Origin of the sequence: Massilia alkalitolerans DSM 17462 (assembly GCF_000427785.1) — a bacterium.
GTDB classification, from domain to species: domain Bacteria; phylum Pseudomonadota; class Gammaproteobacteria; order Burkholderiales; family Burkholderiaceae_D; genus Telluria; species Telluria alkalitolerans.
In genome coordinates this window covers 201,658-227,397 of sequence record NZ_ATYR01000001.1, presented here as the reverse complement: position 1 = coordinate 227,397, position 25,740 = coordinate 201,658, and the positions used below count along the sequence as shown (strand labels likewise).

Here is a 25,740-nt window from a genome sequence, read left to right as displayed (position 1 = left end):
TCATTCTGCATATAAGCCTTTCGGCTTGTTCCCAATCCCTTTTCCACCTCCGATGGGGGCGCGGCATGCCCGCGTACGGCGCGACAAAGCGCGTATTTTGGCTTACCATAAAGTCAATCTCAGCCTTCCACCGCCAAGCCCATGACCCGTCAATCCAAGCATCGTCCACTTCGCGTGTTCCTGCCGGCCCTGCTGGTCGCAGCGAGCTGTGCCTTCCTCCCCCACACCGCCATGGCGGCGGCGCCGGTGCAGACCCCGGTCGTCACCGGCCTGCCCGATTTCTCCGACCTGATCGACAAGGTCGGCCCCGCCGTGGTCAACATCCGCACCACCGAACGCGTGCAGCGCGGCCAGGGCATGCCGGGCGAGGAGGAAATGCAGGAATTCCTGCGCCGCTTCTTCGGCGGCCAGATTCCGCGTGGCGGCGGGCGCGGCCAGGGCCGTCCGGGCGGACAGGGCGGCGCCGAGGAGCAGGTCACGCGCGGCGTCGGTTCCGGCTTCATCGTTTCCGCCGATGGCTTCGTGCTCACCAATGCCCACGTGGTCGAAGGCGCCGACGAAGTCACCGTCACGCTCACCGACCGGCGCGAATTCAAGGCCAAGGTGCTGGGCGCCGACCGCCGTTCCGACGTGGCCCTGCTCAAGCTCTCGGCCAGCAACCTGCCCTACCTGCGCACCGGCGACTCCAGCAAGATCCGGGTCGGCGAATGGGTGGTGGCGATCGGCTCGCCCTTCGGCCTCGACAACACCGTCACCTCCGGCATCATCTCGGCCAAGTCGCGCGACACCGGCGAATACCTGCCGCTGATCCAGTCCGACGTCGCGGTGAACCCGGGCAACTCGGGCGGCCCGCTGATCAACATGCGCGGCGAGGTCATCGGCATCAACTCGCAGATCGCCACGCTGTCCGGCGCCTACAACGGCATCTCCTTCGCGGTGCCGATCGACGAGGTCATGCGCGTGGCCGACCAGCTGAAAACCACCGGCAAGGTCACGCGCGGGCGCCTGGGCGTGCAGATCAGCGAAGTCACGCGCGACGTCGCCGAGTCGCTCGGCCTGGGCAAGGCGCGCGGGGCGGAAGTATCGATGGTCGAAGCCGGCGGCCCGGCGGAGAAGGGCGGCATCAAGGTCGGCGACATCATCCTGAAATTCAACGGCCAGCCGATCGAGACCACCCGCGACCTGCCGCGCCTGGTCGGCGCCACCAAGGTCGGCAGCCGGGCCAACGTCACCGTGTGGCGCCGCGGCACCCAGCTCGACGTGCCGGTGACCATCGTCGAACTGCAGGAAGAGCGTTCCCCGACCGCCCGCCCGACGCCCAAGAAGCCGACCCCGGGCGCCGCGCCGAACGCGCTCGGCCTGGTGGTTTCCGACATCCCGGCGGTGGCGCGCGCCGAAGCCGGCGTCGACGGCGGCGTGCTGGTCGAGAATGCCGAGGGCAGTGCGGCCACGGCCGGCATCCGCCCGGGCGACATCATCTCGCAGGTGGGCAATAGCCCGGTGAGCAACGTGGCCCAGTTCAATGGCCTGGTCGCCAAGCTCGACCCGAAAAAGCCGGTGGCCCTGCTGGTGCGGCGTGACGACGTCACCCAGTACGTCGTCGTGAAGCCGCGTCAATGATGGGGGCGGTTCCGTTCACGCTGTACTCGCGCAGCTACTGCCACCTGTGCGGAGACATGCTGCAGGCCTTGCTGGCCCTGCAGCAGCCCGGCGAGCGCTTCGACGTCGCCGTGGTCGACGTCGATGCCGACCCGGCGCTGGTGGCGCGTTTCGACGAGCTGGTGCCGGTGCTGTATGGCGACCCGAAGGGCGAGGAGCTGTGCCATTACTTTCTCGACCCGGTGGCGGCGCGCGGCTGGGCCGACGCCTGCGCCCGGGCTGCCGCCTGATCCGCAAACCCCGCGATTGTCTCCCGGATAATCAAAAACGGGCCTTTCTGCCCTTCGCCGCCCCCAAAACCGGGCTTTCCGGCGCGGAATCCGGTAAAATGCCGGGGTCGGAAAAGCGCCGGCCGACCGCAAGCCTGCCGCCCACGCTTTTCATTCGCTTCATCGAGCGCTTCGACCGGGGGCCGGCATGCCCTCACGGAGCGCTTTTTTGCATTGCCCCTATTCGTTGTCGTAGCCTGCCGCGCTGCCCGCGGCCTTTTTGGTTTTGAGCTTTGTTAATGAACAACATACGTAACTTCTCCATCATTGCCCACATCGACCACGGCAAATCGACCCTTGCCGACCGTATCATCCAGCTGTGCGGCGGCCTGTCGGAGCGCGAGATGGACGCGCAGGTGCTCGACTCGATGGACCTGGAACGCGAGCGCGGCATCACCATCAAGGCCCAGACCGCGGCGCTGCAGTACAAGGCGCGCGACGGCCAGACCTACAACCTGAACCTGATCGACACCCCGGGCCACGTCGACTTCTCCTACGAAGTCTCGCGCTCGCTGTCGGCCTGCGAAGGCGCGCTGCTGGTGGTCGACGCCTCGCAAGGCGTGGAAGCCCAGACCGTGGCCAACTGCTACACCGCGCTCGACCTGGGCGTGGAAGTGGTGCCGATCCTGAACAAGATCGACCTGCCGCACGCCGACCCGGACAACGCCAAGAAGGAAATCGAGGACGTCATCGGCATCGACGCGTCCGACGCCACCGTGTGCTCGGCCAAGACCGGCCTGGGCGTGGAAGACGTGCTGGAAACCCTGATCGCCAAGGTGCCGCCGCCCAAGGGCGACAAGGACGCGCCGCTGCAGGCCCTGATCGTCGACTCCTGGTACGACCCCTACGTGGGCGTCGTGATGCTGGTGCGCGTGGTCAACGGCACCCTGCGTCCGAAGGACAAGATCCTCCTGATGGCAACCGGTTCCGTGAACCTGGTCGAGAACATCGGCGTGTTCACCCCGCGCTCGGTCTCGCTGCCGGAACTGTCGGCAGGGCAGGTGGGCTTCATCATCGCCGGCATCAAGGAACTGACCGCCGCCAAGGTGGGCGACACCGTCACCCTGGCGAGCAAGCCGGCACCAAGCCCGCTGCCGGGCTTCAAGGAAGTCCAGCCGCAGGTGTTCGCCGGCCTGTTCCCGGTGGAAGCCAACCAGTACGACGCCCTGCGCGATTCGCTGGAAAAGCTCAAGCTGAACGACGCCGCCCTGATGTACGAGCCGGAAGTCTCGCAGGCGCTGGGCTTCGGCTTCCGCTGCGGCTTCCTTGGCCTGCTGCACATGGAGATCGTGCAGGAACGCCTCGAGCGCGAGTTCGACATGGACCTGATCACCACCGCCCCGACCGTGGTGTACGAGGTCGAGATGCGCGACGGCAGCATGGTCCGCGTCGACAACCCGTCCAAGATGCCGGAGCCGTCCAAGATCAACGAAGTGCGCGAGCCGATCGTCGACGTCAACCTGTACATGCCGCAAGAGTACGTGGGTGCGGTGATGACCCTGTGTAACGGCAAGCGCGGCGTCCAGATGGACATGGCCTACCACGGCCGCCAGGTCAAGCTGCACTACGAGATCCCGATGGCGGAAATCGTGCTGGACTTCTTCGACCGCCTGAAATCGACCTCGCGCGGCTATGCCTCGATGGACTACGAGTTCAAGGAATACCGCGCCGCCGACGTGGTGAAGGTCGACATGCTGATCAACAGCGAGAAGGTCGACGCGCTGGCGATCATCGTGCACCGCGCCAACGCTCCCTACCGCGGGCGCCAGGTGGCGGCCAAGATGCGCGAACTGATCCCGCGCCAGATGTTCGACGTGGCGATCCAGGCCGCGATCGGCGCCACCATCATCTCGCGCGAAAACGTCAAGGCGCTGCGCAAGAACGTGCTGGCCAAGTGCTATGGCGGCGACATTTCGCGTAAGAAGAAACTGCTCGAGAAGCAGAAGGCCGGCAAGAAGCGCATGAAGCAGGTCGGTTCGGTGGAGATCCCGCAGGAGGCCTTCCTGGCCATCCTCCAGGTGGAAGAAAAATAAATGGATATGCAACCCATCCTGAGCAATTTTGCTCTGATCCTGTTCGTCCTGATGGTGGTCACCGGCGTCATCTGGTGCCTGGACGTGTTCGTGCTGGCCAAGGCGCGCCGCCGCAAGGCCGACGCCGCCCTGGCCGAATACGACGCCCGCACCAGCAAGCTCACCGCCGAGGGCATCAAGGTCGACAGCGGCAACGGGCGCGCCGCCATCGAGCAGGCGCACCTGCGCCAGCCGACCTGGATCGAGTACTCGGGCAGCTTCTTCCCGGTGATCGCGCTGGTGTTCATCCTGCGCTCCTTCCTGTGGGAGCCGTTCAAGATCCCGTCCTCGTCGATGGTGCCGACCCTGCTGGTGGGCGACTTCATCCTCGTGAACAAGTACGCCTACGGCGTCCGCCTGCCGATCGTCAACAAGAAGGTGATCGAAGTGGGTGACCCGGAGCGCGGCGACGTCATGGTGTTCAAGTATCCGAAGGACATGGGCCAGGACTACATCAAGCGCGTCATCGGCGTGCCGGGCGACACCATCACCTACGAAGACAAGCGCTTGACCGTGAACGGCAAGCCAGTCCAGTACACCCCGATGGACGACTACCTGGACGACCAGCACCCGATCTACCACAAGCAGTTCGTCGAGCAGCTGCCGGGCAAGGAAAACGGTGTGGCGCACCGCATCCTGAACACCGAGGGCAAGCGCACGATCGACATCGGCGCTGTGGACAATTTCCCGAATCGTGAAGCCTGCGACTATTCGTACGATAAATTTACCTGTATCGTACCTCCAGGCAACTATTTCATGATGGGCGATAACCGCGACAACAGTGCCGACAGCCGCTATTGGGGCTTCGTGCCGGATAAAAACATTGTTGGCAAGGCGATCGTCGTCTGGATGAACTTCAGCAATCCCAAACGGATTGGCGGCATCCAGTAATCCGGGAGATCCACGATGCGTCACCAAGCACCCAGTAAGCAAGCCGGCGTTTCCCTGACCGGCCTGATCCTCGTCCTGGCCGTGATCGGCGTGATCGCCGTCTTCGCGCTCAAGCTGCTGCCGACCTGGTTCGAGTACAGCGCGATCAAGGAAGCGATCGTGCGCGCCAAGGAAGCTGGCGGCACGCCGCGCGAAATGCAGGTAGCCTTTGACAAGAACGCCGGCATGAACAACGTTACCGCCATCAGCGGCCGCGACCTGACCATCACCCGCGACGACGGCGAGACGCAAGTCAGCTTCGCCTACGAGAAGCGGGTGCCGCTGGTGGGCAATGTGAGCCTCGTGATCGATTACGCGGGTACGACCGACCCGAGCGGCGTCAATGCGGCACAAGAAGCAGATGGGGCCGCAACCGCGTCCCAGTAACAGGTAATAGACTCCGGGCACTGGGTGCCTGGTGAAACCATGACAGCACAATGAATCTACAGTTATTGCAAACACGCTTGGCTTACACGTTCCGGGACACCGGCCTGCTCCAGCAAGCCCTGACCCACCGTAGCCATAGCGCGCTGCATAACGAACGCCTGGAATTCCTGGGCGACTCGATCCTGAACTGCGTCGTGGCCTCGATCCTGTACGAGCGCTTCACCAAGCTCGACGAAGGCGATTTGTCGCGACTGCGCGCCAACCTGGTCAAGCAGCAATCGCTGTTCGAGATCGCCCAGAAGCTCGAGCTGTCGCAGTTCCTGCGCCTGGGGGAGGGCGAGCTCAAATCGGGCGGCTTCCGCCGTCCCTCGATCCTGGCCGACACCCTGGAGGCCCTGCTGGGCGCGATCTTCCTCGACACCGGTTTCGATGCCGCGCGCGACGTGATCCGCGCCTTCTACATTCCGCTGCTCGACTCGGTCGATCCGCGTACACTGGGCAAGGATGCCAAGACCCTGCTGCAGGAATTCCTGCAGAGCAAGAAAATCTCGCTGCCGACCTATAACGTGGTGGCCACGCACGGCGCCGCCCACAGCCAGGAATTCGAAGTCGAGTGCCTGGTGCCGAAGCTGAACGTGCAGGTCTTCGGACGCGGCGGCAGCCGCCGCGCCGGCGAACAGGCCGCAGCCAGGCTGGCGCTGGAAGCGGCGCAGGCGGTGCTGGCCAAGGCGCCGGCGGCCCGCAAGAGCAAACCACGCGCCGCCCAGCTGAAGCTGGCAGGCATCGGTACGGTCCAGTCCGATGGGGCCGCAGGAACAGAACAAACAGGCAGCAAATCCGCATGAGCACCACCATGAATAATATCGACAGCAACGACACCACCGACACCACCGGCACCCCGGAGAACTTCCGCTGCGGCTATATCGCCATCGTCGGCCGCCCGAACGTCGGCAAGTCGACCCTGATGAACGTGCTGATCGGCGCCAAGGTGTCGATCACCTCGCGCAAGGCCCAGACCACGCGCCACCGCATCACCGGCATCCAGACCCGCGACGACGCCCAGTTCATCTACGTCGACACGCCGGGCTTCCAGACCCGCCATGCGAATGCGCTCAACAAGACGCTGAACAAGACCGTCTCAAACACGCTCACCTCCTCGGACGTGATCCTGTTCCTGGTGGAAGCCGGCACCTTTGGTCCGGCCGACCAGCAGGTGCTCGACCTGCTGCCGAAGAACGTCCCGGTGGTACTGGTCATCAATAAGTCGGACCGCATGAAGGACAAGGCGGTCTTGATGCCGTTCGCGCAAAAGATCGCCGCGCTGCGCGACTTCACCGCCATCGTGCCGGTCTCGGCCAAGATGCGTTTCCAGGTCGACGCGCTGGAAAACGAGATCAAGCGCCACCTGCCGGAGAATGCCCCGATCTTCGGGCCGGACGACATCACCGACCGCAGCGAGAAGTTCCTGGCCGCCGAGATCGTGCGCGAAAAGGTGTTCCGCCTGCTGGGCGACGAGCTGCCTTACACGAGCACCGTGGTGGTGGAGCAGTTCCTGCAGGAGGGCAACCTGCGCCGCATCTTCTGCGCCATCCTGGTCGAGCGCGACACGCACAAGTCCATGATCATCGGTAACAAGGGCGCGCGCCTGAAAGAAATCTCGACCCAGTCGCGCCTGGACATGGAAAAGCTGTTCGACGGCCCCGTGTACCTGGAAATCTGGGTCAAGGTCAAATCCGGCTGGGCCGACAACGAAGCGGGCCTGCGCGCCTACGGTTACGAGTAAGCGTTCGGAGGCCGTCCCCACCGCATGCCAGATCAAGCACAACCAGACGACCTCATCGACACACCGGAGCCGAGCGCTCCGGTCGCGGCCAAGCGCAGCCGTCCGCCAGTGCGCGACACCCGTGTAAACGGCCAGCCCGGCTTCGTCCTGCACAGCTATCCCTACAAGGAAACCAGCCTGATCGTGGACATGTTCACGCGCGACTTCGGCCGCGTGGGCGTGGTGGCGAAAGGCGCCAAGCGGCCGCTGTCGAAGCTGCGCGGCGTGCTGCAGACCTTCCAGCCGCTGTCGGTCTCGTTCAGCGGCAAGCTTGAACTGCGCACCCTGATCGACGCCGAATGGGTCGGCGGCATGCTGCCGCTGGAGAAGACCGCGCTGCTGTGCGGCTTTTATCTCAACGAGCTGCTGGTCAAGCTGCTCGCGCGCGACGACAAGCACCCGGCCTTGTTCGACCACTACGTCTCGACATTGAACCAGCTGGCCCACGGCGAACCGCCGCCCATCGTCTTGCGAAAGTTCGAACGGGCCTTACTTAAGGAAACTGGGGTCGCCGCCGACCTGGCGCGCTCGACCACGACGCGCGGCCAGGTCGACCCGGCGCGCGACTACGTGGTGGACCCCGAAAAGGGCGCGCGCGAAGCCGTGCCCGCCGACGTCTGGCCGGTAGTCCTCGGCAAGACCCTGCTCGACATGGAGCGCGAGGATTACAGCGACCCGGTCACGCAGGCGCAGAGCAAGCAGCTGATGCGCTTCCTGCTGGCGCACCACCTGGGCGGCGCGCCGCTGAATACGCGCCAGATTTTGATCGACCTGATGCAACTATAAAGACCACACATGAGCTTCCTGCAACCCCTTGGCTCCGTCATCGACCTCGGCGTCAACATCGACCACATCGCCACCGTGCGCAATGCCCGCGGCACCGTCTACCCGGACCCGATCCGCGCGGCCCTGCTGGCCGAGCAGGCCGGCGCCGACCTGATCACCCTGCACCTGCGCGAAGACCGCCGACACATCAAGGATGCCGACGTGATCGCGCTGCGCCCGCAACTGGCCACGCGCATGAACCTGGAAGCGGCGGTCACCCGCGAGATGATCGACTTCGCCTGCCAGGTCAAGCCGCAGGACGTGTGCCTGGTGCCGGAGCGGCGCGAGGAAGTCACCACCGAGGGCGGCCTGGACGTGATCCGCTACTACAAGGAAGTGGAAGCGGCGGTGCAGCAGTTGAAAGGTGAGGGCATCCGGGTGTCGCTGTTCATCGATGCCGACGAAGGCCAGATCGAAGCAGCTGCAGCGGTGGGCGCCACCGTGATCGAACTGCACACCGGCCGCTACGCCGAAAGCCACGGCGAGGAGGCGCTGCGCGAGATCGAGCGCATCAAGGTCGGCGTACGGGCGGGCGCTTCGCGCGGCCTGCGCGTGAACGCCGGCCACGGCCTGCACTACACCAACGTGCAGCCGATCGCGGCCATTGCCGACATCCACGAGCTCAACATCGGCCATGCGATCGTCGCCCACGCCCTGTTCGCGGGCTGGGAGAACGCGGTGCGCGAGATGAAGGCCATCATGGTGGCGGCGCGCCTCGGCGTGCAATACGGGGCAGGGGCCTGAGATGATCTACGGCATCGGCACCGACATCGTGCAGATTTCGCGTGTCGAGGCGGCGCTCGCGCGCAGCGGCCCGCGCTTCGCGGAGAAGATCCTCGGCCCCGAGGAACTGGCGAAATACCATGCGAGGAGCAGCAAGAACGCGGTGCGTGGACTGCGCTTCCTGGCCACCCGCTTCTCGGCCAAGGAGGCGTTCTCGAAAGCGATCGGGCTGGGCATGCGCATGCCCATGACCTGGCGCTCGGCCCAGATGCTCAACGCACCCAGCGGCAAGCCCGTCATCGTGTGCAGCGGGGCCCTGGAAGAATTCATGCGCGCCAATGGCTTGACGGCGCAGGTGACCGTCAGCGACGAGGCCGATTATGCGGTGGCCTTCGTGATCGTGACCAAGATTGTTGCCGCATAAAGCTAGAGTAGGTAGGACGTGAGCAAGGAAGACGAGAGGACCGTCGCCTATGTGGCGAGCGGCGGGGCCGCGATGCCGGTCCCGGCAACGAAGCCGGCGCGCATCGGCGCCGCCAGACCCAGGATCAGGAAGATTGAGGCCGCCGCGCCACGCGTGCGGCCGGACAGTTGGCAGGCCATGAAAGAAGAATTGAAAGCGACTTTGAAGGGCGACGCTTTGCTGCCGGTGCAGCCGACCGAAGCGGCGCGCGAGCAGGTACTGGCGACTGTGGCAAAACTGCCCGGGCTGCCGGGCGTGTACCGCTATTTCGACGCCAACCAGAACGTGCTCTACGTCGGCAAGGCGCGCAACCTCAAGAACCGGGTGTCGAGCTACTTCCAGAAGAACCTGTCGAGCCCGCGCATCGCCATGATGGTGTCGCAGATCGCGCACCTGGAGACCACGGTGACGAGCAGCGAGGCCGAGGCGCTGATCCTGGAAAACAACCTGATCAAGTCGCTCAAGCCGCGCTACAACATCCTGTTCCGCGACGACAAAAGCTACCCCTACATCCGGATCACGGGCGGCGAAGCGCCGCGCCTGGGCTACTACCGCGGCGCGCTGGACAAGAAGAACCAGTACTTCGGGCCTTTCCCGAGCGCCTGGGCGGCCAAGGAATCGATCCAGCTGCTGCAGCGGGTCTTCCTGCTGCGCACCTGCGAGGACAGCGTCTACAGCAATCGCACGCGCCCCTGCCTGCTGCACCAGATCGGCCGCTGCAGCGCGCCCTGCGTCGACCTGATCGCGCCGGAGGACTACAAGCGCGACGTCGACAACGCGGCGCGCTTCCTGCGCGGGCGCCAGAGCGAAGTGCTGGAGGACCTGGAGCAGAAGATGCAGTCCTACGCCATGGAGCTGAAGTTCGAGCAGGCCGCCAGCGTGCGTAACCAGATCCAGGCCCTGTCGAAAGTGCTGCACGCGCAGAGCATGGAAACCGTGGGCGACGCCGACGTCGACGTGATCGCCGTGGTGGTGCAGGGCGGCCGCGCCTGCGTCAACCTGGCCATGGTGCGCGGCGGACGCCACCTGGGCGACCGCGCCTACTTCCCGACCCACGTCGGCGACGCATTGGGTGGGCCTTTGGGCGAATGCCCGATCGAGACCGAGGTGCTGTGCGCCTTCCTGGCCCAGCACTACGCGGGCCAGTTCATCCCCGGCACCCTGATCCTGAACATCGAGTTCGACCAGCCGGAACTGATCGTGGCTCTATCCGAGCAGTGTGGCCACCGCATCAACCTGATCTTCCAGCCGCAGGGGCAGCGCCGCCAGTGGCTGGAGCTGGCCTGCAAGAACGCCGAAATCGCGCTGGCGCGCCTGCTGTCCGAGCAGGGCTCGCAGCAGGCGCGCACGCGGGCGCTGGCCGAGGTGCTGTCGCTGGACAGCGAACCCCTCGACGAGCTGCGCATCGAATGCTTCGACATCAGCCACACGGCGGGCGAGGCGACCCAGGCCTCCTGCGTGGTATTCCACCACCACCAGATGCAGAACGGCGAGTACCGCCGCTTCAACATCAACGGCATCACTCCGGGCGACGACTACGCCGCGATGCGCCAGGTGCTGCAGCGCCGTTACGAGAAGGTGGCCAATGGCGAAGGCGTCATGCCCGACATCGTGCTGGTCGACGGCGGCAAGGGCCAGGTCGAGATGGCGCGCCAGGTGTTCGAGGAACTGGGGCTGGACATCGCGATGATCGTCGGTGTGGCCAAGGGGGAAGGGCGCCGCGTGGGCCTGGAAACCCTGATCTTCGCCGACGGCCGCGCGCCGCAGGAACTGGGCAAGGAATCGGCCGCCCTGATGCTGGTGGCCATGATCCGCGACGAGGCGCACCGCTTCGCGATTACCGGCATGCGCGCCAAGCGTGCCAAGGCACACCAGGCCTCGCGCCTCGAAGAGATCGAAGGCATCGGCGCCAAGCGCCGCCAGCGCCTGCTGGCCCGCTTCGGCGGCCTGCGCGGCGTGATCGACGCCAGCGTGGAAGACCTGATGTCGGTGGAGGGCATCTCGAGTACGCTGGCGGAGGAGATTTACCGGCAGCTGCATTGACTTACCGGACCGGGGCTTGTGCCCCGGTTTTGTTTCTGGGGTGTACAAGGGAAATTGGATCCCGGCCTGCGCCGGGGTGACGTGCTGAGGTAGCAGGCCAGGGTGTCATTTTTTCGTTAGCTCAAAGACCGTCATTCCCGCGAAGGCGGGAATCCAAGTTCGTACAGCGGCCATTAGCCTCTCCTTGCATCCCATACAGACGAGTCACCTAGTCCAATTTGCAATACCCATGTAGACTGTCGCCCAAACTTTTCATTCCCGTAATCAGCGTTTTTCCTATGCCTTTCAACATTCCGATTCTCCTGACCTGGCTACGTGTAGCGCTGATTCCCCTGGTTGTAGGCGTCTTCTATCTCCCGACCCATTGGTTGCCGCTGGCTGACCGCAACCTTGCCGCGACCCTGGTCTTCATCATCGCCGCCGTCACCGACTGGTTCGACGGCTTCCTGGCGCGCCGCTGGAACCAGACCTCGGCCTTCGGCGCCTTCCTCGATCCGGTCGCGGACAAGCTGATGGTGGCGGGTGCGCTGCTGGTGCTGGTGCAGCTGGACCGCGTGAACGCCATCATCGCCTTCATCATCATCGGCCGCGAGATCACCATCTCCGCCTTGCGCGAATGGATGGCCCAGATCGGCGCCACCAAGTCGGTGGCGGTGAGCTCGCTCGGCAAGATCAAGACCGCCGCCCAGATGACGGCGATTCCAATGCTGCTGTTCCATGACGTGCTGTTCGGGATCGACACCCTGTACTGGGGCGAGTACTTCCTGTGGCTGGCGGGCGGGCTGACGGTCTGGTCGATGTTCTACTACCTGCGCCGCGCATGGCCGCTTATTAAAGAAAAGGCAGGAAGCTTGTAAGAAATGTTCTGTGTCATCCTTGACGTACGGAATAGAATCTCTATAATGCCTGCCTGTTGCGACAACAACGCAGCAGAATGAAAGACAAAGCGGGAGTAGCTCAGTTGGTAGAGCGCAACCTTGCCAAGGTTGAGGTCGAGAGTTCGAGACTCTTCTCCCGCTCCAGTTATCTTCGGATAGTTGGTGCGACAGGCGTAGTAAGACTCCAATGCGGGAGTAGCTCAGTTGGTAGAGCGCAACCTTGCCAAGGTTGAGGTCGAGAGTTCGAGACTCTTCTCCCGCTCCAAAGGTTTTACGACAGGTAGGACTCCAATGCGGGAGTAGCTCAGTTGGTAGAGCGCAACCTTGCCAAGGTTGAGGTCGAGAGTTCGAGACTCTTCTCCCGCTCCAAATTCAGAGAAGACATTACTTCTCGGTTGATACGGCACATAACCGGCCGGGTCAGCTGTTCCAAGATTACCTCTGGCGAGGTAGCAAAGCGGTTATGCAGCGGCCTGCAAAGCCGTCTAGACGGGTTCGACTCCCGTCCTCGCCTCCAGATCGTATCAAGCACGGGCCCTGTTCAGGGCCCGTTTGCTTTTCCGGCCCCAGCTTTCCGCCATTCGAGTCATATGGATTTGCGTGGCTTTGCGCCAGCACACAGCCGAACGCAGCCATCGGTCTAAGATAGGTTCTGGCGAGGTAGCAAAGAGGTTATGCAGCGGCCTGCAAAGCCGCCGAGACAGGTTCGATTCCTGTCCTCGCCTCCATATACCAAGTTCGTTCTCTCCGCCGGCCGCCGATGACACAGCCGGCCAGGCATTGCGCCTGCCGTGCATGGATCCAATGCGGCGTTTCGCAGGCTTCCCGACACCATAGTTATTCCGGCGGATTGCCCGATCCCTCGGCACCCCCTACGATGCGTTGTCGTCCAAACACTCATCGGGAAAATGCCAGTATCGAGCAGCAGGGCCGCTTCTCCAGGCTCCATCACAATTGGATACGGTGTTGTCAAAGCCGCGGAGCGTCCGTTCTACCCGTTGGCCTCAGGTCTTGCTGCAGTCGTCCTGTTCTTATGGATGGGGGGCGCGCTTGAATGGACGGTGCATCCTCGTATCGATGCGCGCTGGTTTGCGCATGAGGCGATTTTCGGTGTGCTTGCGGCTGTATTCACCGGTTTCCTCTACAAGTCCGCTCGGGATTGGATGGCATTGGATCCGCTGCGCAGTATCTGGCCGGTGGCAACGGGACTCGTATGGCTCGCTGGACGAGGGGCAATGTTAGCGGCGCCGCATCCTGCTCTCGCTGCGATCGACTGTGCGTTCCTGTTTCTGGCCCCTTTGCCGTTTTATCGGGTTCTCAAACGGTCGCGGATGTCGAAACACGTCGTTCTGGTCGACTTGCTGTGCTTGCTGGCCCTGTTGAACTTCCTCTACCATGCAGCAATACTGGGCCTGTCTCCGCTCGCCCCCGGCGCACTGGTAGGCGCAGCCGCCCTGGTCAGCGTCGTCCTGGCAATAGCATGCGCTCGACATGGTGGAGCGGATCGGCAACGCGCTGCGGCAGCCGTCGTTCAATCTCGGCGCAGCGATTCCTGAACCGGCTGCGCGCTGTCCCTTGCGTGATCGGGATTGTCCCCGTCGCAGCAAGCATGGGGGCGACACGGATTGGCGACGCGATTCCCTTATGCCGTCCGCTCGCGGCGGCCTAGGAAAGCAATGCCACGCGTTGCATCTCCACCCAGACTTTGCGCCCCGGCACGATACCGAATTCTTGCAGGAGTCGTGCTTTGACGCGCGCCAGGAAGGGTGTCGGCCCGACCCGTAACTGCACCAGTACCTCATCCATCGCGTCGTTCGCGGCGGCCACCGCCGTGATCTCGGCAGGAAGGGCGTTGGCACTGCCGGATGTCGATGGACCGATCAGCGACAGGCCAATGTCGCGCGCATCGACGCGGCAACGAAGCCGGCTGCCGATCGCCTCCGCGCGGCGCCCAACCGTAAGCATGCCTCCCGGGAAACTCAGCGAGGACAGGTCGCCGGCGTCGTGCCGTGTCAGCACGGCGTCGAACACAGCGCCGATCTCAGGCCCGACATGCGGCGGCAGGTCGACCCGTGCCAGCGTTTCGCCCAATGGTCCGCTGGCCAGCACTTTTCCCTCATCGAGCAGGACCAGGTGGTCGGCCAGTCGCGCCACCTCGTCCGGCGCATGGCTTACATAGACGATTGGAATGGCCAGCTCGTCACGCAGCCGTTCCAGATAGGGAAGGATCTCGCGCTTGCGCCTGAAGTCGAGCGCGGCCAGGGGCTCGTCCATGAGCAGGACGCGCGGCGAGGCCAGCAATGCGCGTGCAATGGCAACCCGCTGGCGTTCGCCGCCGGACAGGCGCGCAGGACGCTGGTCCAGCAGCGCCGCGATACCGAGCAGCTCTGTAATCGCGCCGGGGCTGAAACGGCGCTCGTGCACCGGTACCCGCTTGAAGCCGAATTCGAGATTGCCGCGCACCGTCAAATGATCGAACAGGCTGGCTTCCTGGAATACATAGCCGAGCGCCCGCCGGTGCGGAGGGACGAACAGCTTGCGTCCATCGTCCTGCCAGACCTCGTCGCCAAAGGACACGCGCGCACCGGCGATTCGGTCGAGGCCTGCAATCACGCGCAAGCAGGTGGTCTTGCCCGATCCGGAATGCCCGAAGAGGGCGCTGATCCCGTCCTGCGGCAACGCAAGGTCGATCTCGAGCGCAAAGCCGTCCGGCTCGGCCGCTGCGCTGGCGCGTAGCGCCACATTGAACTGTACCCGTAAGCCATTCATGTGCGCGGTTTCCGTATCGATTGGGGATAGCAGGTGTAAAGGGCGAACAAGACCACGAAGCTGAACACGAGCATGCCTCCCGCAAGCCAGTGCGCCTGCGTGTAGGCCATCGCTTCGACATGGTCATAGATCTGGACAGACACGACACGCGTCTCGTTTGGGATATTCCCGCCAATCATCAGTACCACGCCGAATTCGCCGACCGTATGGGCAAATCCAAGCACGGCTGCGGAAAGGAATCCCGGCCGGGCCAGCGGCACCACCACGGTCCAGAAACTGTCCCATGGACTTGCGCGCAGCGTCGCCGCGACCTCGAGGGGGCGCCTGCCGATCGCGTCGAAAGCGTTCTGCAGGGGCTGCACCGCGAACGGCAGCGAGTACACGACCGAGGCCAGCACCAGGCCCTCGAAGGTAAAGGGTTTGATGCCCATCCCGAGGGCCGCGCTGATGCGGCCCAGCGGGCCTTCAGGCCCCAGCGCGAGCAGCATGTAGAAGCCGAGCACGGTGGGCGGGAGTACGATCGGCAGCGCGACCAGGGCGCCCACCACGGGTTTCAAACGCGAGCGCGTGCGCGCCAGCCACCACGCCAGCGGCGTGGCGACCAGCAACAGCAGGAGGGTGACCAGCGTCGCCAGTTTCACGGTCAGCCAGACCGCGGCGAGATCACCGGCAAGCGGATCGATGTCTTCCATGCTCCGCTACTCGTAACCATGGAAGCGGATGATCCGGCGTGCCTCGTCGGAGCGCAGGTAGGCTGCCAGCTCCCGGGCCGCCGGGTTGGCCGCGCCCTTGGCAAGCACGACGGCGTCCTGGCGGATCGGCGCATGCAGCTCGGCCGGCACGACCCATGCCGATCCACCGATGAAACTGCCACCCCGGTAGACGTCGGACATGGCCACGAATCCGAGGGCCGCGTTGCCGGTCTTGACGAACTGATAGGTCTGAGCAATGTTTTCCCCTTGGACCAGCCTGCTTTTCAGTCCACCGAGCAGGCGCAGTTGTTGAAGGACGTCGACGGCGGCTGCGCCGTAGGGCGCCGTCCTGGGATTGGCGATCGCCAGGTGCGTGAACCCGCGGTTTGCCAGCACGGTTCCCCTGGCATCGACCAGCGAGGCCTGCGCCGACCACAGCACCAGCCGGCCGGTGGCATAGTTGAAGGCCGTGCCGGACACGCCCAGGCCTTCCGCGACCAGCCTGGCGGGCGTCGCAGCGTCGGCCGCCAGCAGCAGCCCGTAGGGTGCGCCGTGCTTGATCTGTGCGTAGAACTTGCCGGTCGCGCCGAAGGCAAGGATGGTCTTGTGACCGCTCTTTTTCTCGAAAGCCTGCGCAATCTTCTGCATGGGCGCGGAGAAATTCGAGGCTACCGCCACGTGTACCTCGGCAGCATCGGCGGAAGGGGCCGCACCGACACATGCCAGTGCGACGAGCAGGATTGGGAGAAAATTTTTCATCGTATGCTGGAGGTCGGCAGCGAGCTCATGCCTGGGCGCCTGCGTGCCACTTCGCCATGCCGGCCTCGTCGGAGGCCCGTGCCTCCACCCAGTGCGCGCCATCCGCCCTCATTTCCTTTTTCCAGAAAGGGGCCCGGGTCTTGAGGTAGTCCATGACGAACTCGCAGGCGGCGAATGCCTCGCCGCGGTGGCGCGCCGCCACTGCCGCGAGCACGATCTGGTCGCAGCCGCGCAGGGCACCGATCCGGTGGATCACCAGGATGTCGGCGACCGGCCAGCGCCGGCTAGCTTCCTGGGCAATGGCTTCCAGTGCTGCCTCGGTCATGCCGGGATAGTGTTCGAGTTCCATGTGCGAGACGGCGCCGGTGTCGTTCATTTCACGCACCGTGCCGACGAAGGCCACCACGGCGCCAACGCCGGGCTGGCCGGCCCGCAAGGCGGCGATCTCGGTAGACAGGTCGAAGTCCTCGTGCTGTACGCGTACGGGCATGTCAGCCCCCGGTCACGGGAGGGAAGAAGGCAAGCTCGGCGCCATCGTGCACCGGGCTGTCGAGGCTGCCCAAGACCTGGTCGACCGCGACCCGGAACGCGCTGGGGTCGGACAGGGCTTCGGTCCAGGCGCCGCCGCGCGCGCGCAGCGCTTGCAGCACATCCGCGGCAGTGCGGGTACTGTCCGGCAGCGTCAGGTTGTCGGAGGAGACCCCGAGGGTCTCGCGCAAGCCGGCGAAGAGCCGCAGTTTGATGTGCATGGTGGTCGAATGCGGAGCGAATGGTTTCGGTGGAAGCGTTTGCCGACATTCTAGGGAGATCGCCGGCGCATGGCTGTCGGCATGACGGCTTACGCCGACCTAGTCATTCCGGCCTACGTGCCAGGCTGAATGGTCGAGTTCGTCCGCAAGAGAGGCGTGCGACAATATCCCGCATTACACCGGCCGAGTCCAGGCAACTGAGGTCATCATGGAATTCCCCACCTACCCGCCGCCTGCATTGTCCGACGAGCTGTGGACGGTGCTGGCTGCACGCCGCAATACATCGCTGCGCCGCTTGCAGGCGCCCGGCCCCGACGAGGCGGGCCTGCAGCGCATCTGCGAGGCGGCAGGGCATGCGCCCGATCATGCCAAGCAGCGTTCGTGGCGCCTGGTCTTGATTCCGGCGCATAAGCGCCATGAACTGGGCGATGCCTTCGTGGACGCCCTGGTGCAGCGCGAGCCGGACGCAGATGAAGACGCGCGCAGCGCTGCCCATGGCAAGGCCTTCCACGCGCCCTGCCTGCTGGTCGCCGTTTTGCGCGCCGATCCAGCGCTTGCAGATGTTCCTGTGGCCGAGCGCCTGGTGTCGCTGGGGTGCGCGGTGCAGAACATGCTGATCGCGGCGCAGGCCCTCGGCATTGCCAGCGGCCTGGCCAGCGGCGCCGCGCTGGCCGCTTCCGGCATGCGCCGCCTGCTGGGGCTGGAGGCGGGCGAGCAGGCAGTGTGCTTCATCGGCTTCGGCAGCGCCGAGTGCGTCAAGGCGGCACGCCCGCGCCCGCAGCCCGCGCACTACCTGACGGTGCTGTGAACGGGCCGCGCGGGCGCGCCAGGGGCTGCTAGACGCCGCCGCACGAGCCGCAGCAGCTGCCCGAGCGGGCGGCGCGCTGCTGCAGGGGGAAGCCCGAGCGCGAAATGCTGGTGTCGATTTCCTGCGGCGAGGTCAGGTCGTCGTCGTACTGCAGGTCCACCCGGCTGCTGCCTGCAGCCAGCTCGACGGCGCGGATGCCCGGCATGGACCGTAGCACGCCCAGCATCTTGTCGATGCTGGCGTGATCGAGGACGGCGTTCAATTGAAGTGAGTGTTCCATCTTGGCTCCTTGGGAATCGGTATCGGGTGCATTCATCGTAGCCGCGCCACGCGCGCAGTTCCTTAAAGCAGTTCAGGTTTTTCGCATGTGCATTCCCGGTCAACCGCAGCTGCCGATGTAATGGCACTCGGTGCAGCGCGCGCAGCCGTCCACCTTCTGCAGGGTGCGCGCGCCGCACTCGGGGCATTTCTCGGCCGGGCGTGCCGGCGCCGCGACCGCGCCGGCCTGCGCCGCCATTGTCCCCGCCGGGTCCGTGTGTGTCCTGCCGCGCAGCCGCAGCAGGCGGTCGAGTTCGGGCACCGGCACCTGATTGCCGTAAGCGTCCAGGAAACCGCGCCCGATCAGGATCCGCTGCAGCATGAAGGCGATGGCGGCCACTTCCGAATCGTGGTACACCGGTACCTGGACGCCGTCCTCGCGGGTGAGATGACCGCAGCGCACCGGTCCCTTTTCCCATACCACTTCGCGCATGTCGCCGAGCGCCTTGGCGATCGAGCTGCCGGCGCGCGCGGCCATCGACAGCAGGCGCATGGTCGAGGTGATCCATTGCTGGCCGTCGCTGCGCTGGTTGGCCGGCATGAAGAACTCGAAGGGGCGCTCGATCCTCACCGGGTGCCCGTCCAGCATGCCGTCGACCTGGATGAAGCTGATGGTGAGGTAGACCGCCTTCTTGCCCTCCTGGGTGCTGTACTCCACCTTGGCGGTCACCGACTCGAGCTCGCCGATGGGGCGGCTTTCGAAGCGCCGGCGCAGCGGGTCGGTGTCGGCGGAGCAGGCCAGCTCAGGGGCGGAGGTGGGGGCAGGAGCGGACGGCGCCGGCGCGACGCTCAGGACGCTGCCGATGACGCTGTTCGGCCGATAGGTGGCCAATCCCTTGAGCCCGGCCCGCCAGGCTTCGGTGTACAGGTCCTTGAACCCCTCGTAGGGATAGTCGGCCGGCACGTTGACGGTCTTGGAGATAGCGGTATCGATAAAGGGTTGTACCGCCTCCATCATGCGCAGGTGGTCGTGCGCGGACATCTCCAGGGCCGTCACGAACTGTTGCGGCAGCGCGCCGTCGCCGACCTCGTGGCCCAGGTGACGGTACAGGCGCCAGGCGTGGTCCGCGACCTCGTAGGTCCGGGTGCTGTCGTCCGGCATGCGCTTCTTGCGGTGGTACACCCACGAAAAGGCCGGCTCGATGCCGTTCGAGGCATTGTCGGCAAAGGCAAGCGAGATCGTTCCGGTCGGCGCGATCGACAGCAGGTGCGAGTTGCGGATGCCATGCAGTGCGATCTCTGCGCGCAGGCTTTCGGGCAGGCGCTGCACGAACTGTCCGTCCAGGTAGCGCTGCGCGTCGAACAGCGGGAACGGGCCTTTCTCGCGTGCCAGCGCGATCGACGCGGCATAGGCGGCGTCGCGCAGTTCGCAGGCAATGCGGGCGGCCATGGCGCGCCCCTCTTCACTGTCGTAGCGGATCCCGAGCATGACCAGCGCGCTGCCCAGGCCCATGAATCCCAGGCCCACCCGGCGCTTGTCGCGGCCTTCGGCGGCCTGCTGCGGCAGCGGCCACTGGGTCGCGTCGAGCGCCAGGTCGAGCATGCGCACGCCGATCGCGGCGACCTCGCGCATGGTATCGAAGTCGAAGCGCGCCTCGGCGCCGAACGGCTGGCGCACATAGCGCGTCAGGTTCAGTGAGCCGAGGTCGCAGCAGCCGTAGGGCGGCAGGGGCTGCTCGCCGCAGGGATTGGTGGCCGCCAGCCGCTCGAGGTAGTAGAGGTTGTTTTCCGCGTTCATGCGGTCGATGAACAGGACGCCCGGTTCCGCATGATCGTAGGTCGAGCGCATGACCTTGTCCCACAGTTCGCGGGCGCGCACCCGCCGGTACGTCCACAGGCCGTCGTCGCGCCGGAAGGCGCCATCGGCCAGCGCATCCGGCCCCGGTTCGGCCTGGTGCCGCAGTTCGAACTCGCCGTCGGCCAGCAGGGCCGCCATGAATTCATCGCTCACGCCGACCGACAGGTTGAAGTTGCTGAAGGCGCCGCCGTCCTTTGCCGCGATGAACCGCTCGACGTCGGGATGGTCGACACGCAGCACGCCCATCTGGGCGCCGCGCCGGGCGCCCGCCGACTCGACCGTGCGGCACGAAGCGTCGAACACTTCCATGTACGAGACCGGCCCGGAGGCCCGCGAATGGGTGCCGCGCACGACGCTGCCCGCCGGGCGGATCGGACTGAAGTCGTAACCGACGCCGCCGCCGCGCCGCATGGTTTCGGCCGCTTCCGCCACCGCGGTGTAAATGCCGGGCAGGCCGTCATGGCTGCCGGTGATCGAGTCGCCCACCGGCTGCACGAAGCAGTTCATCAGGGTCGCCTTGATGCCCAGGCCGGCGGCCGAGTTGATGCGGCCGGCAGGGACGAAACCCTGTTCCTGGGCCCACAGGAAGCGCTGTTCCATCTCCTGGCGCAAGGCTTCGGCCTCGTGGCCTGCCAGGGCGCGCGCGACGCGCGCGCGCACCTCGCCGATACTGGTCTCGTTTCCTTTGGCGTACTTCTCGCGCAGTACGTCGACCGACACCTCCTGGGGTGCCATGGTCGCTGCGAACATCTGGTCATTGGCGTTCATGGTTCTCGCGATAGAGGGATCCGCACGGGATCCGGTTGGTTGATCTGCAACGCCATCCACTATCCGCGTAAAGCCGCGATGCCGCCTTAAACTGGTTTAAGAAAGGAGGGGAGCGAGGGTGTCGGCGACCACCTCGGCGGGCGTCGGCGCATCCGGGAAAGCGGGCAGCGGATCCCGGTGCAGCAGTGCGGCTTGCGCGGCCACGCGCGCGACCATCGCCTCGGCCTGATCGGGGTCGAAACCGGCGTGGTAGCGCTTCCTGACGCCGTGCTCGCCGAGTTGCCAGTGCGTGTCGGGCTCGACGCCGTGGCGCGCCAGGCAACTCTTCGCGCACACCAGCGGGCAGCCGTCGATCGTCACCACCGGACGCCCGGACTTGGCGAGCTTCACCAGGGACGGCACGTCGCCGCCGACGCCGGCGATGCAGGACATCTCGGCCACGCCGAGGCGGTCCAGCGCGAGGGCGATGTAGTTGGCCATCTGCGCCGCGCTCGAACAGCCCGAGCACGAGTACACAAGCGGGATGCTGGCGCGGTCCTTAGGCATGGGACGCTCCCTGCCGTGAGGCGCGCAGCGAACCCGGGCGGCGAGGTAACAGGCCGTCCAGCGAGAACAGAGGGTGCTCGATCGCGTCCAGGGTGTTCTTGACCAGCAGGCCCAGCTCGGTATCGCCTTCCATCACCAGCCGGCGGCTGAAGAACAGCGTATCGGGATCTTCCTTGCGTGCGGCAAGCAAGGCGAAATCGCGCAGGCTGGCGCTGATGCTCAGGTCGGCCTCGCCCGAGCGTCTGGCCGGGGCGAAGGCGCGGCCGCGCCAGACGAAGTCGAAGGCGATGCCGGCGTCCAGCGCGCGCAGGCGCAGTCGCTTGCCGGCCAGGCCGGCGCGCACGTCGTCCGGCAGGTGCCGGACCAGGATCCGGTTGAGGGCCGCCGCGAACAGGCAGGAACCCGGATAGGCGGGCAGCAGCGACAGGAGGCGGCCGACGGGGGCCGGCAGGAGTTGCGGTGCATGGTGCATGATTGTCCTCATGGTTGTCCACGTGATGGCCGCGTTCATGCGGCCTGTTTGTCCAGTCCGGGCCGGCCATGCCAGAAGCCGTCGCAGGCCGCCGCCGGCATCAGCGGCGCCATCTGCCCGGCCGCCTCGCGTCCGTCCAGGCGGCCGTGCAGTGTGGCGTGCGCCAGGTCGACGATGGCGCGCATGTGCGCCGCCTGGGGACTGAGGCGCACGACGTCCACGCCCATGGCGCGCATGACGTCGAACTGGTCGACCAAGTTGTAGACCAGGGCCGACTGGGTCTGGATGCCGTTCAGGACCAGGAAGGGCTGCTTCTCGCGTGTTTGCATGAGCAGGCCGTCGGGATGGTCGATGCAGCTGAAGCGGCAGTCGTCCTTGGGGAAATTGCGGTGGCGCGCCGTGAAGCAGCGCGCCGAGAATGCCAGCGGCATGCGGCCGTAGGCGAATACCTCGGTCTGCAATGCCGGCGGCTTCTCTTCGAGCAGGGCCGCCAGGCCGCTGCGCGACATCTCCAGCGGCATGACCCAGCGGGTGGCGCCGGCCTTGGCCAGGATCGCCAGCGACTGCGCGCTGTAGAGGTTCAGGTGCGGCCCGGCGACGAAGGGCAGGCCGTTCATGCAGTGAACGGCGCCGAAGTCGTTGGCCTCGACCAGGTGGCGGCCGTTGGCGGCGATCCGGCGCAGGATGCCGAGGTCCGGGCTTGACTCGATCAGCACCTGGGTCGACAGCACCACCTGCTTGCCTGCCGCTTCCAGCATGGCGGCCAGCGCCAGCCAGTCGGCCAGGCGCAGTTCGTGGCGGCGCGAGCAGACGGTTTCGCCAAGGTAGACGATGTCGACCGGCGTCGCCGCCATGGTTTCGTAGAACATGAACACGGTGTCGCGCGGCCAGTAATACTGGATGGGGCCGAGGGCAATTTTCATCGTAGGCTCCGGATCGTTCATTTCCATGGGCGGTGATAGGCGCCCAGGGTGTGCTGCTGGCCCTCCGCCACCTTGTCGAGTTCGGCCATCCAGGCCGGACGCACGGCATAGCGCTGCCGTTCGGCGCTGCACAGGTCGATGGCTTCGCGCCAGACGCGCGTCACCTGCGCGACGTAGGCGGGACTGCGCTGGCGCCCCTCGATCTTGATGGCGCGCGCGCCCAGCTTGATCAGCTTCGGCAGGATTTCCAGGGTGTTCAGGCTGGTCGGCTCCTCGACCGCGTAATAGGTGTCCCCATCCACGTCGAAACGGCCCTTGCACAGGGTTGGATAAGCGGCGTGCTCCGAGGCGTCGTAACGGTCGATCAGCACCTCGTTCAGGCGCGCCTCGAGGCCCGCCGGCGTGTGCTGCCAGCGCACCGCCTTGGCCGGCGAGCACACCCCGTGGGTGTTGGGCGACTCCCCGGTCGCATAGGACGACAACTGGCAGCGGCCCTCCACCATGACGCACAGGCTGCCGAAGCCGAACACCTCGATCTCGACCGGCGTGTTGCCGATCACCTGCTCGACCTGGGCGAGCGAGAGCACGCGCGGCAGCACCGCGCGGGCGATGCCGAAATGGCGGTGGTAGAAGTTGATCGCTTCCGCGTTCGTGGCCGAGCCCTGCACCGACAGGTGCAGGCGCAGTTCGGGATGCACGCGCGCGGCATATTCCATCAGGCCCGGATCGGCCAGGATGACGGCGTCGATGCCGGCCATGGCGGCGCGGTCGATGGCCTGGCGCCATACGTCCCAGGCGCCGGGTTGCGGATAGGTGTTGAGGGCCAGGAAGACCTTGCGGCCGCGCCGGTGGGCATACTGGATGCCGTCGGCGATGGCGGCGTCGCCGAAGTTCAGGCCGGCGAAATTGCGCGCATTGGTGGCGTCGCGAAAACCGAGGTAGACGCAGTCGGCGCCGTTGTCGACGGCGGCCTTGAGCGCGGGGAGGCTGCCGGCAGGGCAGACGAGTTCGACCGGCGCGCGCGCCGACGGCGCGCGGCTTGCATCGGGAGGGGTGAGTGACATGGATAGCGGGACGGGTAGTGCTCGGCCAGGGGCCGTGCTGTCGATCGATGCCGGCAGCGTGCCGGCCCTGCGGGAAAACCTCCGTTCTCCCATGTCACGACTATAGCGGCGAGGCGCCCGGCGCGCCTTAAACTGGTTCAAGAACCGGGCAAGGAGCGCGCTAGAAGAAGCGCACCGGCTGCCCGTCCGGATCGAAGGCAGCGAAGCGATCGATGGCGCCGCGGTGCACGGCATCGATCATCATCTTCAGGGCGCGATCGACGTCCTGGCCGCCGGGCGGCTGGCCGTCGCGGCCCGGCAGGGCGGCCACGAACACCATGTCCCAGGGCTGGCCGGTCTGGCGCGACTCCTCGGCCAGGGCCGCGAAGCTGGCCAGTTCGGCGGCCGACTTGTCGACGCACATCACGGGTGTCAAGGCGCCGCCCCGGCCGGCATCGAAGCGCTTTTTCTGTCCGGGAGAATGCGTTTGCGGCAGCTCGGCGGCGGCGAACACGAACAGCAGTTGCTGCGGCTCGTCCTGGGCGCCGGCGGCGGCAAGGAAATCGGAGAAGTCGTTGAGTTGCATGATAGGGGGTCGAAAAAAAGGTCAGTCTGCCACGGTGGGCCGGATCAGTGCGCGAGATAGCGTCCGGGCCGGTGGTTGATCGCCAGGGTCAGGTTGAGCACGGCGGTGCCCGCCAGTGACAGCATCCAGGACGCTGGCGTGAGCAATGCGAGCGAAGCCAGCAGGATGAGCGCGTCGATCGCGAGCTGCACCAGGCCGGCGCGCCAGCCGAAGCGTTCCTGCAGCCAGATGCAGAGGATGTTGAAGCCACCCAGGCTGGCCCGGTGGCGGAACAGCATCAGGAGGCCCACCCCGACCAGGACGCCGCCCATCAGGGCGGCGTAGAGAGGATGCACCCGGCCCAGCTGCAGCACGCCCGGCAGCAGCTCTGTGCCGAGCGAAAACAGCAGCACCGCGCCCAGGGTCTTGAGGGTGAAGCGCCAGCCCAGCTTGCGCAGGGCGAAGGCATAAAAGGGCAGGCTCAGGACAAGGAAGATCTTGCCGAACCCGATGCCGGTCGCGTAGTGGAGCAGCAGGCACAGTCCGGCGACGCCGCCGGTAACCAGGCCGGCGCTGTTCATCAGGGTGACGCCGAGCGACACCAGCATGGCGCCGCCGACCAGGGCCTGCAGGTCGTCCAGCACCGAGTGCGGGACGCTGCGTTCGGCGATGGATTGTCCGGCGCCGGCCATGGCCTTACTGCACCAGCGGCGTGTCGGCGCCTTCCAGGGTCACGCCGGTGATCTCGGCCCGTCCCACCAGCAGTTGCAGGTACTGGTGCACGCCGCGCTGCCAGGCGGCGGTGCCCAGGTAGTCGGCGATCTGGGCACGCACCGCCTCGAAGGGCAGCAGGCGACCCTCGACCCGGCGCTGGACCTGGACGATGTGCAGGCCGAAGCGGGTTTCCAGCAGGCGCTCGGCCAGCTGGCCTTCGCCGAGGCGGAACAGCAGCTTGTCGAACTCGGGCACGCACTGGCCGCGCGAGAGCTGGCCCAGGCTGCCGCCGACCGCGCCGGACGGACAGTTCGAGTACTGGCGCGCCAGTTCGTCGAAGCGCTCGGGCGCGGCGCGCAAGGCTTCCAGCACTGATTCGGCGGTGGCGCGCACCAGTTCCAGCGGCACGCTGGGCGTGACCTGGAACAGGATGTGGCGCGCCTCGACCATCTCGCCGTTGGTGAAGCGCTGCGGATGGTTGCGGTAGTACTGGGCGCAGGCGGCTTCGTCGGCCTGCGGCACCCGTACTTCGCGCGCCAGCAGGGTTTCGATGCAGGTGTCGTCATCCTCGCCCTGGATCCCGAGGCGCGCCGCTTCCTGCAGCAACAGGGTGCGCAGCACCACTTCGTGTACCGCTTCCTTGAGCGGATTGGCCGCGTCCTGGTGATGCGGCAGTTCGCGTTCGATGACGCTGTCGTCGATGTCGACGCCGTTGATGGAAAGTCCCATGATGTCTCCTTTAGCC

29 protein-coding genes and 5 tRNA genes are annotated in these 25,740 nt (G+C 65.8%); 19 read left to right on the top strand and 15 right to left on the bottom strand.

Translation table 11 applies throughout. From position 1 onward, the window contains the following. Positions 1–141 precede the first annotated feature (141 nt). Both YWC_RS0101030 and YWC_RS0101025 read left to right on the top strand, forming a co-directional pair. Positions 142–1,620 (top strand): DegQ family serine endoprotease, encoded by a 1,479-nt coding sequence (locus YWC_RS0101030; protein ID WP_036212494.1) that lies wholly within the window; start codon positions 142–144, stop codon positions 1,618–1,620. Beyond that, on the top strand, positions 1,617–1,889 hold the full coding sequence (locus YWC_RS0101025) for a glutaredoxin family protein (RefSeq protein ID WP_371845954.1): 273 nt from the start codon (positions 1,617–1,619) through the stop codon (positions 1,887–1,889). Before YWC_RS0101030 ends, YWC_RS0101025 begins: the two co-directional genes overlap by 4 nt. Positions 1,890–1,920: 31 nt before the next feature. Here the strand turns inward: YWC_RS0101025 and YWC_RS34015 are convergent, their stop codons facing one another. Next, positions 1,921–2,052, bottom strand: a complete 132-nt coding sequence (locus YWC_RS34015; protein WP_267872149.1) for a hypothetical protein — start codon at positions 2,050–2,052, stop codon at positions 1,921–1,923. A gap of 115 nt (positions 2,053–2,167) precedes the next feature. Between YWC_RS34015 and lepA the strand changes: the two genes are divergently transcribed. The 16 genes from lepA (at position 2,168) to YWC_RS27805 (ending at position 13,627) form a co-directional block, all read left to right on the top strand. Then, positions 2,168–3,961 carry a translation elongation factor 4 gene (gene lepA, locus YWC_RS0101020; protein ID WP_027863709.1) on the top strand — a complete coding sequence of 598 codons (1,794 nt, stop codon included), beginning with the start codon at positions 2,168–2,170 and terminating at the stop codon, positions 3,959–3,961. Beyond that, positions 3,962–4,891 carry a signal peptidase I gene (gene lepB / locus YWC_RS0101015; RefSeq protein WP_027863708.1) on the top strand — a complete coding sequence of 310 codons (930 nt, stop codon included), beginning with the start codon at positions 3,962–3,964 and terminating at the stop codon, positions 4,889–4,891. It begins immediately after the preceding gene. Positions 4,892–4,906: 15 nt separating this feature from the next. Further along, positions 4,907–5,317, top strand: a complete 411-nt coding sequence (locus tag YWC_RS0101010) for a DUF4845 domain-containing protein (RefSeq protein WP_027863707.1) — start codon at positions 4,907–4,909, stop codon at positions 5,315–5,317. A gap of 77 nt (positions 5,318–5,394) precedes the next feature. Next, on the top strand, positions 5,395–6,162 hold the full coding sequence (rnc, locus tag YWC_RS0101005) for a ribonuclease III (RefSeq protein ID WP_229412977.1): 768 nt from the start codon (positions 5,395–5,397) through the stop codon (positions 6,160–6,162). Positions 6,163–6,170: 8 nt separating this feature from the next. Further along, the gene (era, locus tag YWC_RS0101000; RefSeq protein WP_036212616.1) at positions 6,171–7,100 is read left to right on the top strand and encodes a GTPase Era; all 930 of its coding nucleotides are present in this window, start codon (positions 6,171–6,173) and stop codon (positions 7,098–7,100) included. Between the two features lie 24 nt (positions 7,101–7,124). Next, positions 7,125–7,925 (top strand): DNA repair protein RecO, encoded by an 801-nt coding sequence (recO, locus tag YWC_RS0100995; protein WP_027863704.1) that lies wholly within the window; start codon positions 7,125–7,127, stop codon positions 7,923–7,925. 9 nt (positions 7,926–7,934) lie between these two features. After that, the gene (locus YWC_RS0100990; RefSeq protein ID WP_027863703.1) at positions 7,935–8,708 is read left to right on the top strand and encodes a pyridoxine 5'-phosphate synthase; all 774 of its coding nucleotides are present in this window, start codon (positions 7,935–7,937) and stop codon (positions 8,706–8,708) included. A 1-nt stretch (position 8,709) separates the two neighbouring features. Beyond that, positions 8,710–9,111: a holo-ACP synthase gene (acpS, locus tag YWC_RS0100985; RefSeq protein WP_027863702.1), complete on the top strand. Its 402-nt coding sequence runs from the start codon at positions 8,710–8,712 to the stop codon at positions 9,109–9,111. A 177-nt stretch (positions 9,112–9,288) separates the two neighbouring features. After that, positions 9,289–11,193 carry an excinuclease ABC subunit UvrC gene (gene uvrC / locus YWC_RS0100975; RefSeq protein ID WP_084416239.1) on the top strand — a complete coding sequence of 635 codons (1,905 nt, stop codon included), beginning with the start codon at positions 9,289–9,291 and terminating at the stop codon, positions 11,191–11,193. A 278-nt stretch (positions 11,194–11,471) separates the two neighbouring features. Then, a complete protein-coding gene (pgsA, locus tag YWC_RS0100970) occupies positions 11,472–12,050 on the top strand; it encodes a CDP-diacylglycerol--glycerol-3-phosphate 3-phosphatidyltransferase (RefSeq protein WP_027863700.1) in 579 nt (192 codons plus the stop codon). A gap of 89 nt (positions 12,051–12,139) precedes the next feature. Beyond that, positions 12,140–12,215, top strand: a tRNA-Gly gene (locus tag YWC_RS0100965). Positions 12,216–12,260: 45 nt separating this feature from the next. Continuing rightward, positions 12,261–12,336, top strand: a tRNA-Gly gene (locus YWC_RS0100960). Between the two features lie 28 nt (positions 12,337–12,364). After that, positions 12,365–12,440 (top strand) — tRNA-Gly (locus YWC_RS0100955). A 74-nt stretch (positions 12,441–12,514) separates the two neighbouring features. Beyond that, positions 12,515–12,588, top strand: a tRNA-Cys gene (locus tag YWC_RS0100950). 137 nt (positions 12,589–12,725) lie between these two features. Next, positions 12,726–12,799: transfer RNA gene (locus YWC_RS0100945), tRNA-Cys, on the top strand. 180 nt (positions 12,800–12,979) lie between these two features. Continuing rightward, positions 12,980–13,627, top strand: a complete 648-nt coding sequence (locus tag YWC_RS27805) for an NnrS family protein (protein WP_084416238.1) — start codon at positions 12,980–12,982, stop codon at positions 13,625–13,627. A 109-nt stretch (positions 13,628–13,736) separates the two neighbouring features. On the opposite strand, the gene modC is transcribed toward YWC_RS27805, so the two are convergent. Genes modC through YWC_RS0100915 form a run of 5 tightly spaced genes read right to left on the bottom strand, consistent with a single transcriptional unit; the run spans position 13,737 to position 17,040 of the window. After that, complete coding sequence (gene modC, locus YWC_RS0100935) at positions 13,737–14,840, bottom strand: molybdenum ABC transporter ATP-binding protein (RefSeq protein WP_027863698.1); 1,104 nt, start codon at positions 14,838–14,840, stop codon at positions 13,737–13,739. Continuing rightward, positions 14,837–15,532 (bottom strand): molybdate ABC transporter permease subunit, encoded by a 696-nt coding sequence (gene modB / locus YWC_RS0100930; RefSeq protein WP_027863697.1) that lies wholly within the window; start codon positions 15,530–15,532, stop codon positions 14,837–14,839. Before modB ends, modC begins: the two co-directional genes overlap by 4 nt. A 6-nt stretch (positions 15,533–15,538) precedes the next feature. After that, positions 15,539–16,291 (bottom strand): molybdate ABC transporter substrate-binding protein, encoded by a 753-nt coding sequence (modA, locus tag YWC_RS0100925; RefSeq protein WP_027863696.1) that lies wholly within the window; start codon positions 16,289–16,291, stop codon positions 15,539–15,541. 25 nt (positions 16,292–16,316) lie between these two features. Then, complete coding sequence (locus YWC_RS0100920) at positions 16,317–16,781, bottom strand: molybdenum cofactor biosynthesis protein MoaE (RefSeq protein ID WP_027863695.1); 465 nt, start codon at positions 16,779–16,781, stop codon at positions 16,317–16,319. A 1-nt stretch (position 16,782) separates the two neighbouring features. Next, positions 16,783–17,040, bottom strand: coding sequence for a MoaD/ThiS family protein (locus YWC_RS0100915; RefSeq protein ID WP_027863694.1), 258 nt, complete (start codon positions 17,038–17,040; stop codon positions 16,783–16,785). A gap of 208 nt (positions 17,041–17,248) precedes the next feature. On the opposite strand from YWC_RS0100915, the gene YWC_RS0100910 reads away from it, so the two are divergent. Then, entirely contained in the window at positions 17,249–17,848 is a 600-nt protein-coding gene (locus YWC_RS0100910; RefSeq protein WP_036207464.1) for a nitroreductase family protein, read from the top strand. 28 nt (positions 17,849–17,876) lie between these two features. Here YWC_RS0100910 and YWC_RS0100905 read toward each other — a convergent pair whose 3' ends face one another. The 9 genes from YWC_RS0100905 to YWC_RS0100865 form a co-directional block, all read right to left on the bottom strand. After that, positions 17,877–18,128 (bottom strand): hypothetical protein, encoded by a 252-nt coding sequence (locus YWC_RS0100905; RefSeq protein ID WP_152570835.1) that lies wholly within the window; start codon positions 18,126–18,128, stop codon positions 17,877–17,879. 99 nt (positions 18,129–18,227) lie between these two features. Continuing rightward, the gene (locus YWC_RS0100900) at positions 18,228–20,732 is read right to left on the bottom strand and encodes an adenosylcobalamin-dependent ribonucleoside-diphosphate reductase (RefSeq protein ID WP_027863691.1); all 2,505 of its coding nucleotides are present in this window, start codon (positions 20,730–20,732) and stop codon (positions 18,228–18,230) included. A gap of 96 nt (positions 20,733–20,828) precedes the next feature. Then, a complete protein-coding gene (locus YWC_RS0100895) occupies positions 20,829–21,278 on the bottom strand; it encodes a putative zinc-binding protein (RefSeq protein ID WP_027863690.1) in 450 nt (149 codons plus the stop codon). Next, positions 21,271–21,750: a ubiquinone anaerobic biosynthesis accessory factor UbiT gene (gene ubiT, locus YWC_RS0100890; RefSeq protein WP_051306119.1), complete on the bottom strand. Its 480-nt coding sequence runs from the start codon at positions 21,748–21,750 to the stop codon at positions 21,271–21,273. The genes YWC_RS0100895 and ubiT overlap by 8 nt, the downstream gene beginning before the upstream one ends. Positions 21,751–21,785: 35 nt before the next feature. Then, entirely contained in the window at positions 21,786–22,673 is an 888-nt protein-coding gene (locus tag YWC_RS0100885) for a U32 family peptidase (RefSeq protein WP_027863688.1), read from the bottom strand. Between the two features lie 17 nt (positions 22,674–22,690). Then, entirely contained in the window at positions 22,691–23,737 is a 1,047-nt protein-coding gene (ubiU, locus tag YWC_RS0100880; RefSeq protein WP_027863687.1) for a ubiquinone anaerobic biosynthesis protein UbiU, read from the bottom strand. Positions 23,738–23,897: 160 nt separating this feature from the next. Further along, the gene (locus YWC_RS0100875; RefSeq protein WP_027863686.1) at positions 23,898–24,302 is read right to left on the bottom strand and encodes a hypothetical protein; all 405 of its coding nucleotides are present in this window, start codon (positions 24,300–24,302) and stop codon (positions 23,898–23,900) included. A 44-nt stretch (positions 24,303–24,346) separates the two neighbouring features. Beyond that, positions 24,347–24,973, bottom strand: coding sequence for a DUF6198 family protein (locus YWC_RS0100870; protein WP_051306118.1), 627 nt, complete (start codon positions 24,971–24,973; stop codon positions 24,347–24,349). 4 nt (positions 24,974–24,977) lie between these two features. Next, positions 24,978–25,724: a peptidylprolyl isomerase gene (locus YWC_RS0100865; RefSeq protein WP_027863684.1), complete on the bottom strand. Its 747-nt coding sequence runs from the start codon at positions 25,722–25,724 to the stop codon at positions 24,978–24,980. Positions 25,725–25,740: the final 16 nt, after the last annotated feature.

What these genes read in the sequence shown, in the direction of transcription:
- lepB (WP_027863708.1), top strand. Translation starts at nt 3,962, where the DNA reads ATGGATATGCAACCCATCCTGAGCAATTTTGCTCTGATCCTGTTCGTC.
- recO (WP_027863704.1), top strand. Translation starts at nt 7,125, where the DNA reads ATGCCAGATCAAGCACAACCAGACGACCTCATCGACACACCGGAGCCG.
- pgsA (WP_027863700.1), top strand. Translation starts at nt 11,472, where the DNA reads ATGCCTTTCAACATTCCGATTCTCCTGACCTGGCTACGTGTAGCGCTG.
- YWC_RS0101025 (WP_371845954.1), top strand. Translation starts at nt 1,617, where the DNA reads ATGATGGGGGCGGTTCCGTTCACGCTGTACTCGCGCAGCTACTGCCAC.
- YWC_RS0100895 (WP_027863690.1), bottom strand. Translation starts at nt 21,278, where the DNA reads ATGCCTAAGGACCGCGCCAGCATCCCGCTTGTGTACTCGTGCTCGGGC.
- YWC_RS27805 (WP_084416238.1), top strand. Translation starts at nt 12,980, where the DNA reads ATGCCAGTATCGAGCAGCAGGGCCGCTTCTCCAGGCTCCATCACAATT.
- YWC_RS0100900 (WP_027863691.1), bottom strand. Translation starts at nt 20,732, where the DNA reads ATGAACGCCAATGACCAGATGTTCGCAGCGACCATGGCACCCCAGGAG.
- YWC_RS0100990 (WP_027863703.1), top strand. Translation starts at nt 7,935, where the DNA reads ATGAGCTTCCTGCAACCCCTTGGCTCCGTCATCGACCTCGGCGTCAAC.
- YWC_RS0100920 (WP_027863695.1), bottom strand. Translation starts at nt 16,781, where the DNA reads ATGCCCGTACGCGTACAGCACGAGGACTTCGACCTGTCTACCGAGATC.
- ubiU (WP_027863687.1), bottom strand. Translation starts at nt 23,737, where the DNA reads ATGTCACTCACCCCTCCCGATGCAAGCCGCGCGCCGTCGGCGCGCGCG.
- YWC_RS0101030 (WP_036212494.1), top strand. Translation starts at nt 142, where the DNA reads ATGACCCGTCAATCCAAGCATCGTCCACTTCGCGTGTTCCTGCCGGCC.
- lepA (WP_027863709.1), top strand. Translation starts at nt 2,168, where the DNA reads ATGAACAACATACGTAACTTCTCCATCATTGCCCACATCGACCACGGC.
- YWC_RS0100915 (WP_027863694.1), bottom strand. Translation starts at nt 17,040, where the DNA reads ATGCACATCAAACTGCGGCTCTTCGCCGGCTTGCGCGAGACCCTCGGG.
- YWC_RS0100885 (WP_027863688.1), bottom strand. Translation starts at nt 22,673, where the DNA reads ATGAAAATTGCCCTCGGCCCCATCCAGTATTACTGGCCGCGCGACACC.
- YWC_RS0100865 (WP_027863684.1), bottom strand. Translation starts at nt 25,724, where the DNA reads ATGGGACTTTCCATCAACGGCGTCGACATCGACGACAGCGTCATCGAA.
- modC (WP_027863698.1), bottom strand. Translation starts at nt 14,840, where the DNA reads ATGAATGGCTTACGGGTACAGTTCAATGTGGCGCTACGCGCCAGCGCA.
- YWC_RS0100875 (WP_027863686.1), bottom strand. Translation starts at nt 24,302, where the DNA reads ATGCAACTCAACGACTTCTCCGATTTCCTTGCCGCCGCCGGCGCCCAG.
- YWC_RS0100905 (WP_152570835.1), bottom strand. Translation starts at nt 18,128, where the DNA reads ATGGAACACTCACTTCAATTGAACGCCGTCCTCGATCACGCCAGCATC.
- uvrC (WP_084416239.1), top strand. Translation starts at nt 9,289, where the DNA reads ATGAAAGAAGAATTGAAAGCGACTTTGAAGGGCGACGCTTTGCTGCCG.
- modB (WP_027863697.1), bottom strand. Translation starts at nt 15,532, where the DNA reads ATGGAAGACATCGATCCGCTTGCCGGTGATCTCGCCGCGGTCTGGCTG.
- YWC_RS0100910 (WP_036207464.1), top strand. Translation starts at nt 17,249, where the DNA reads ATGGAATTCCCCACCTACCCGCCGCCTGCATTGTCCGACGAGCTGTGG.
- YWC_RS0101010 (WP_027863707.1), top strand. Translation starts at nt 4,907, where the DNA reads ATGCGTCACCAAGCACCCAGTAAGCAAGCCGGCGTTTCCCTGACCGGC.
- modA (WP_027863696.1), bottom strand. Translation starts at nt 16,291, where the DNA reads ATGAAAAATTTTCTCCCAATCCTGCTCGTCGCACTGGCATGTGTCGGT.
- YWC_RS0100870 (WP_051306118.1), bottom strand. Translation starts at nt 24,973, where the DNA reads ATGGCCGGCGCCGGACAATCCATCGCCGAACGCAGCGTCCCGCACTCG.
- acpS (WP_027863702.1), top strand. Translation starts at nt 8,710, where the DNA reads ATGATCTACGGCATCGGCACCGACATCGTGCAGATTTCGCGTGTCGAG.
- era (WP_036212616.1), top strand. Translation starts at nt 6,171, where the DNA reads ATGAATAATATCGACAGCAACGACACCACCGACACCACCGGCACCCCG.
- ubiT (WP_051306119.1), bottom strand. Translation starts at nt 21,750, where the DNA reads ATGCACCATGCACCGCAACTCCTGCCGGCCCCCGTCGGCCGCCTCCTG.
- YWC_RS34015 (WP_267872149.1), bottom strand. Translation starts at nt 2,052, where the DNA reads ATGAAGCGAATGAAAAGCGTGGGCGGCAGGCTTGCGGTCGGCCGGCGC.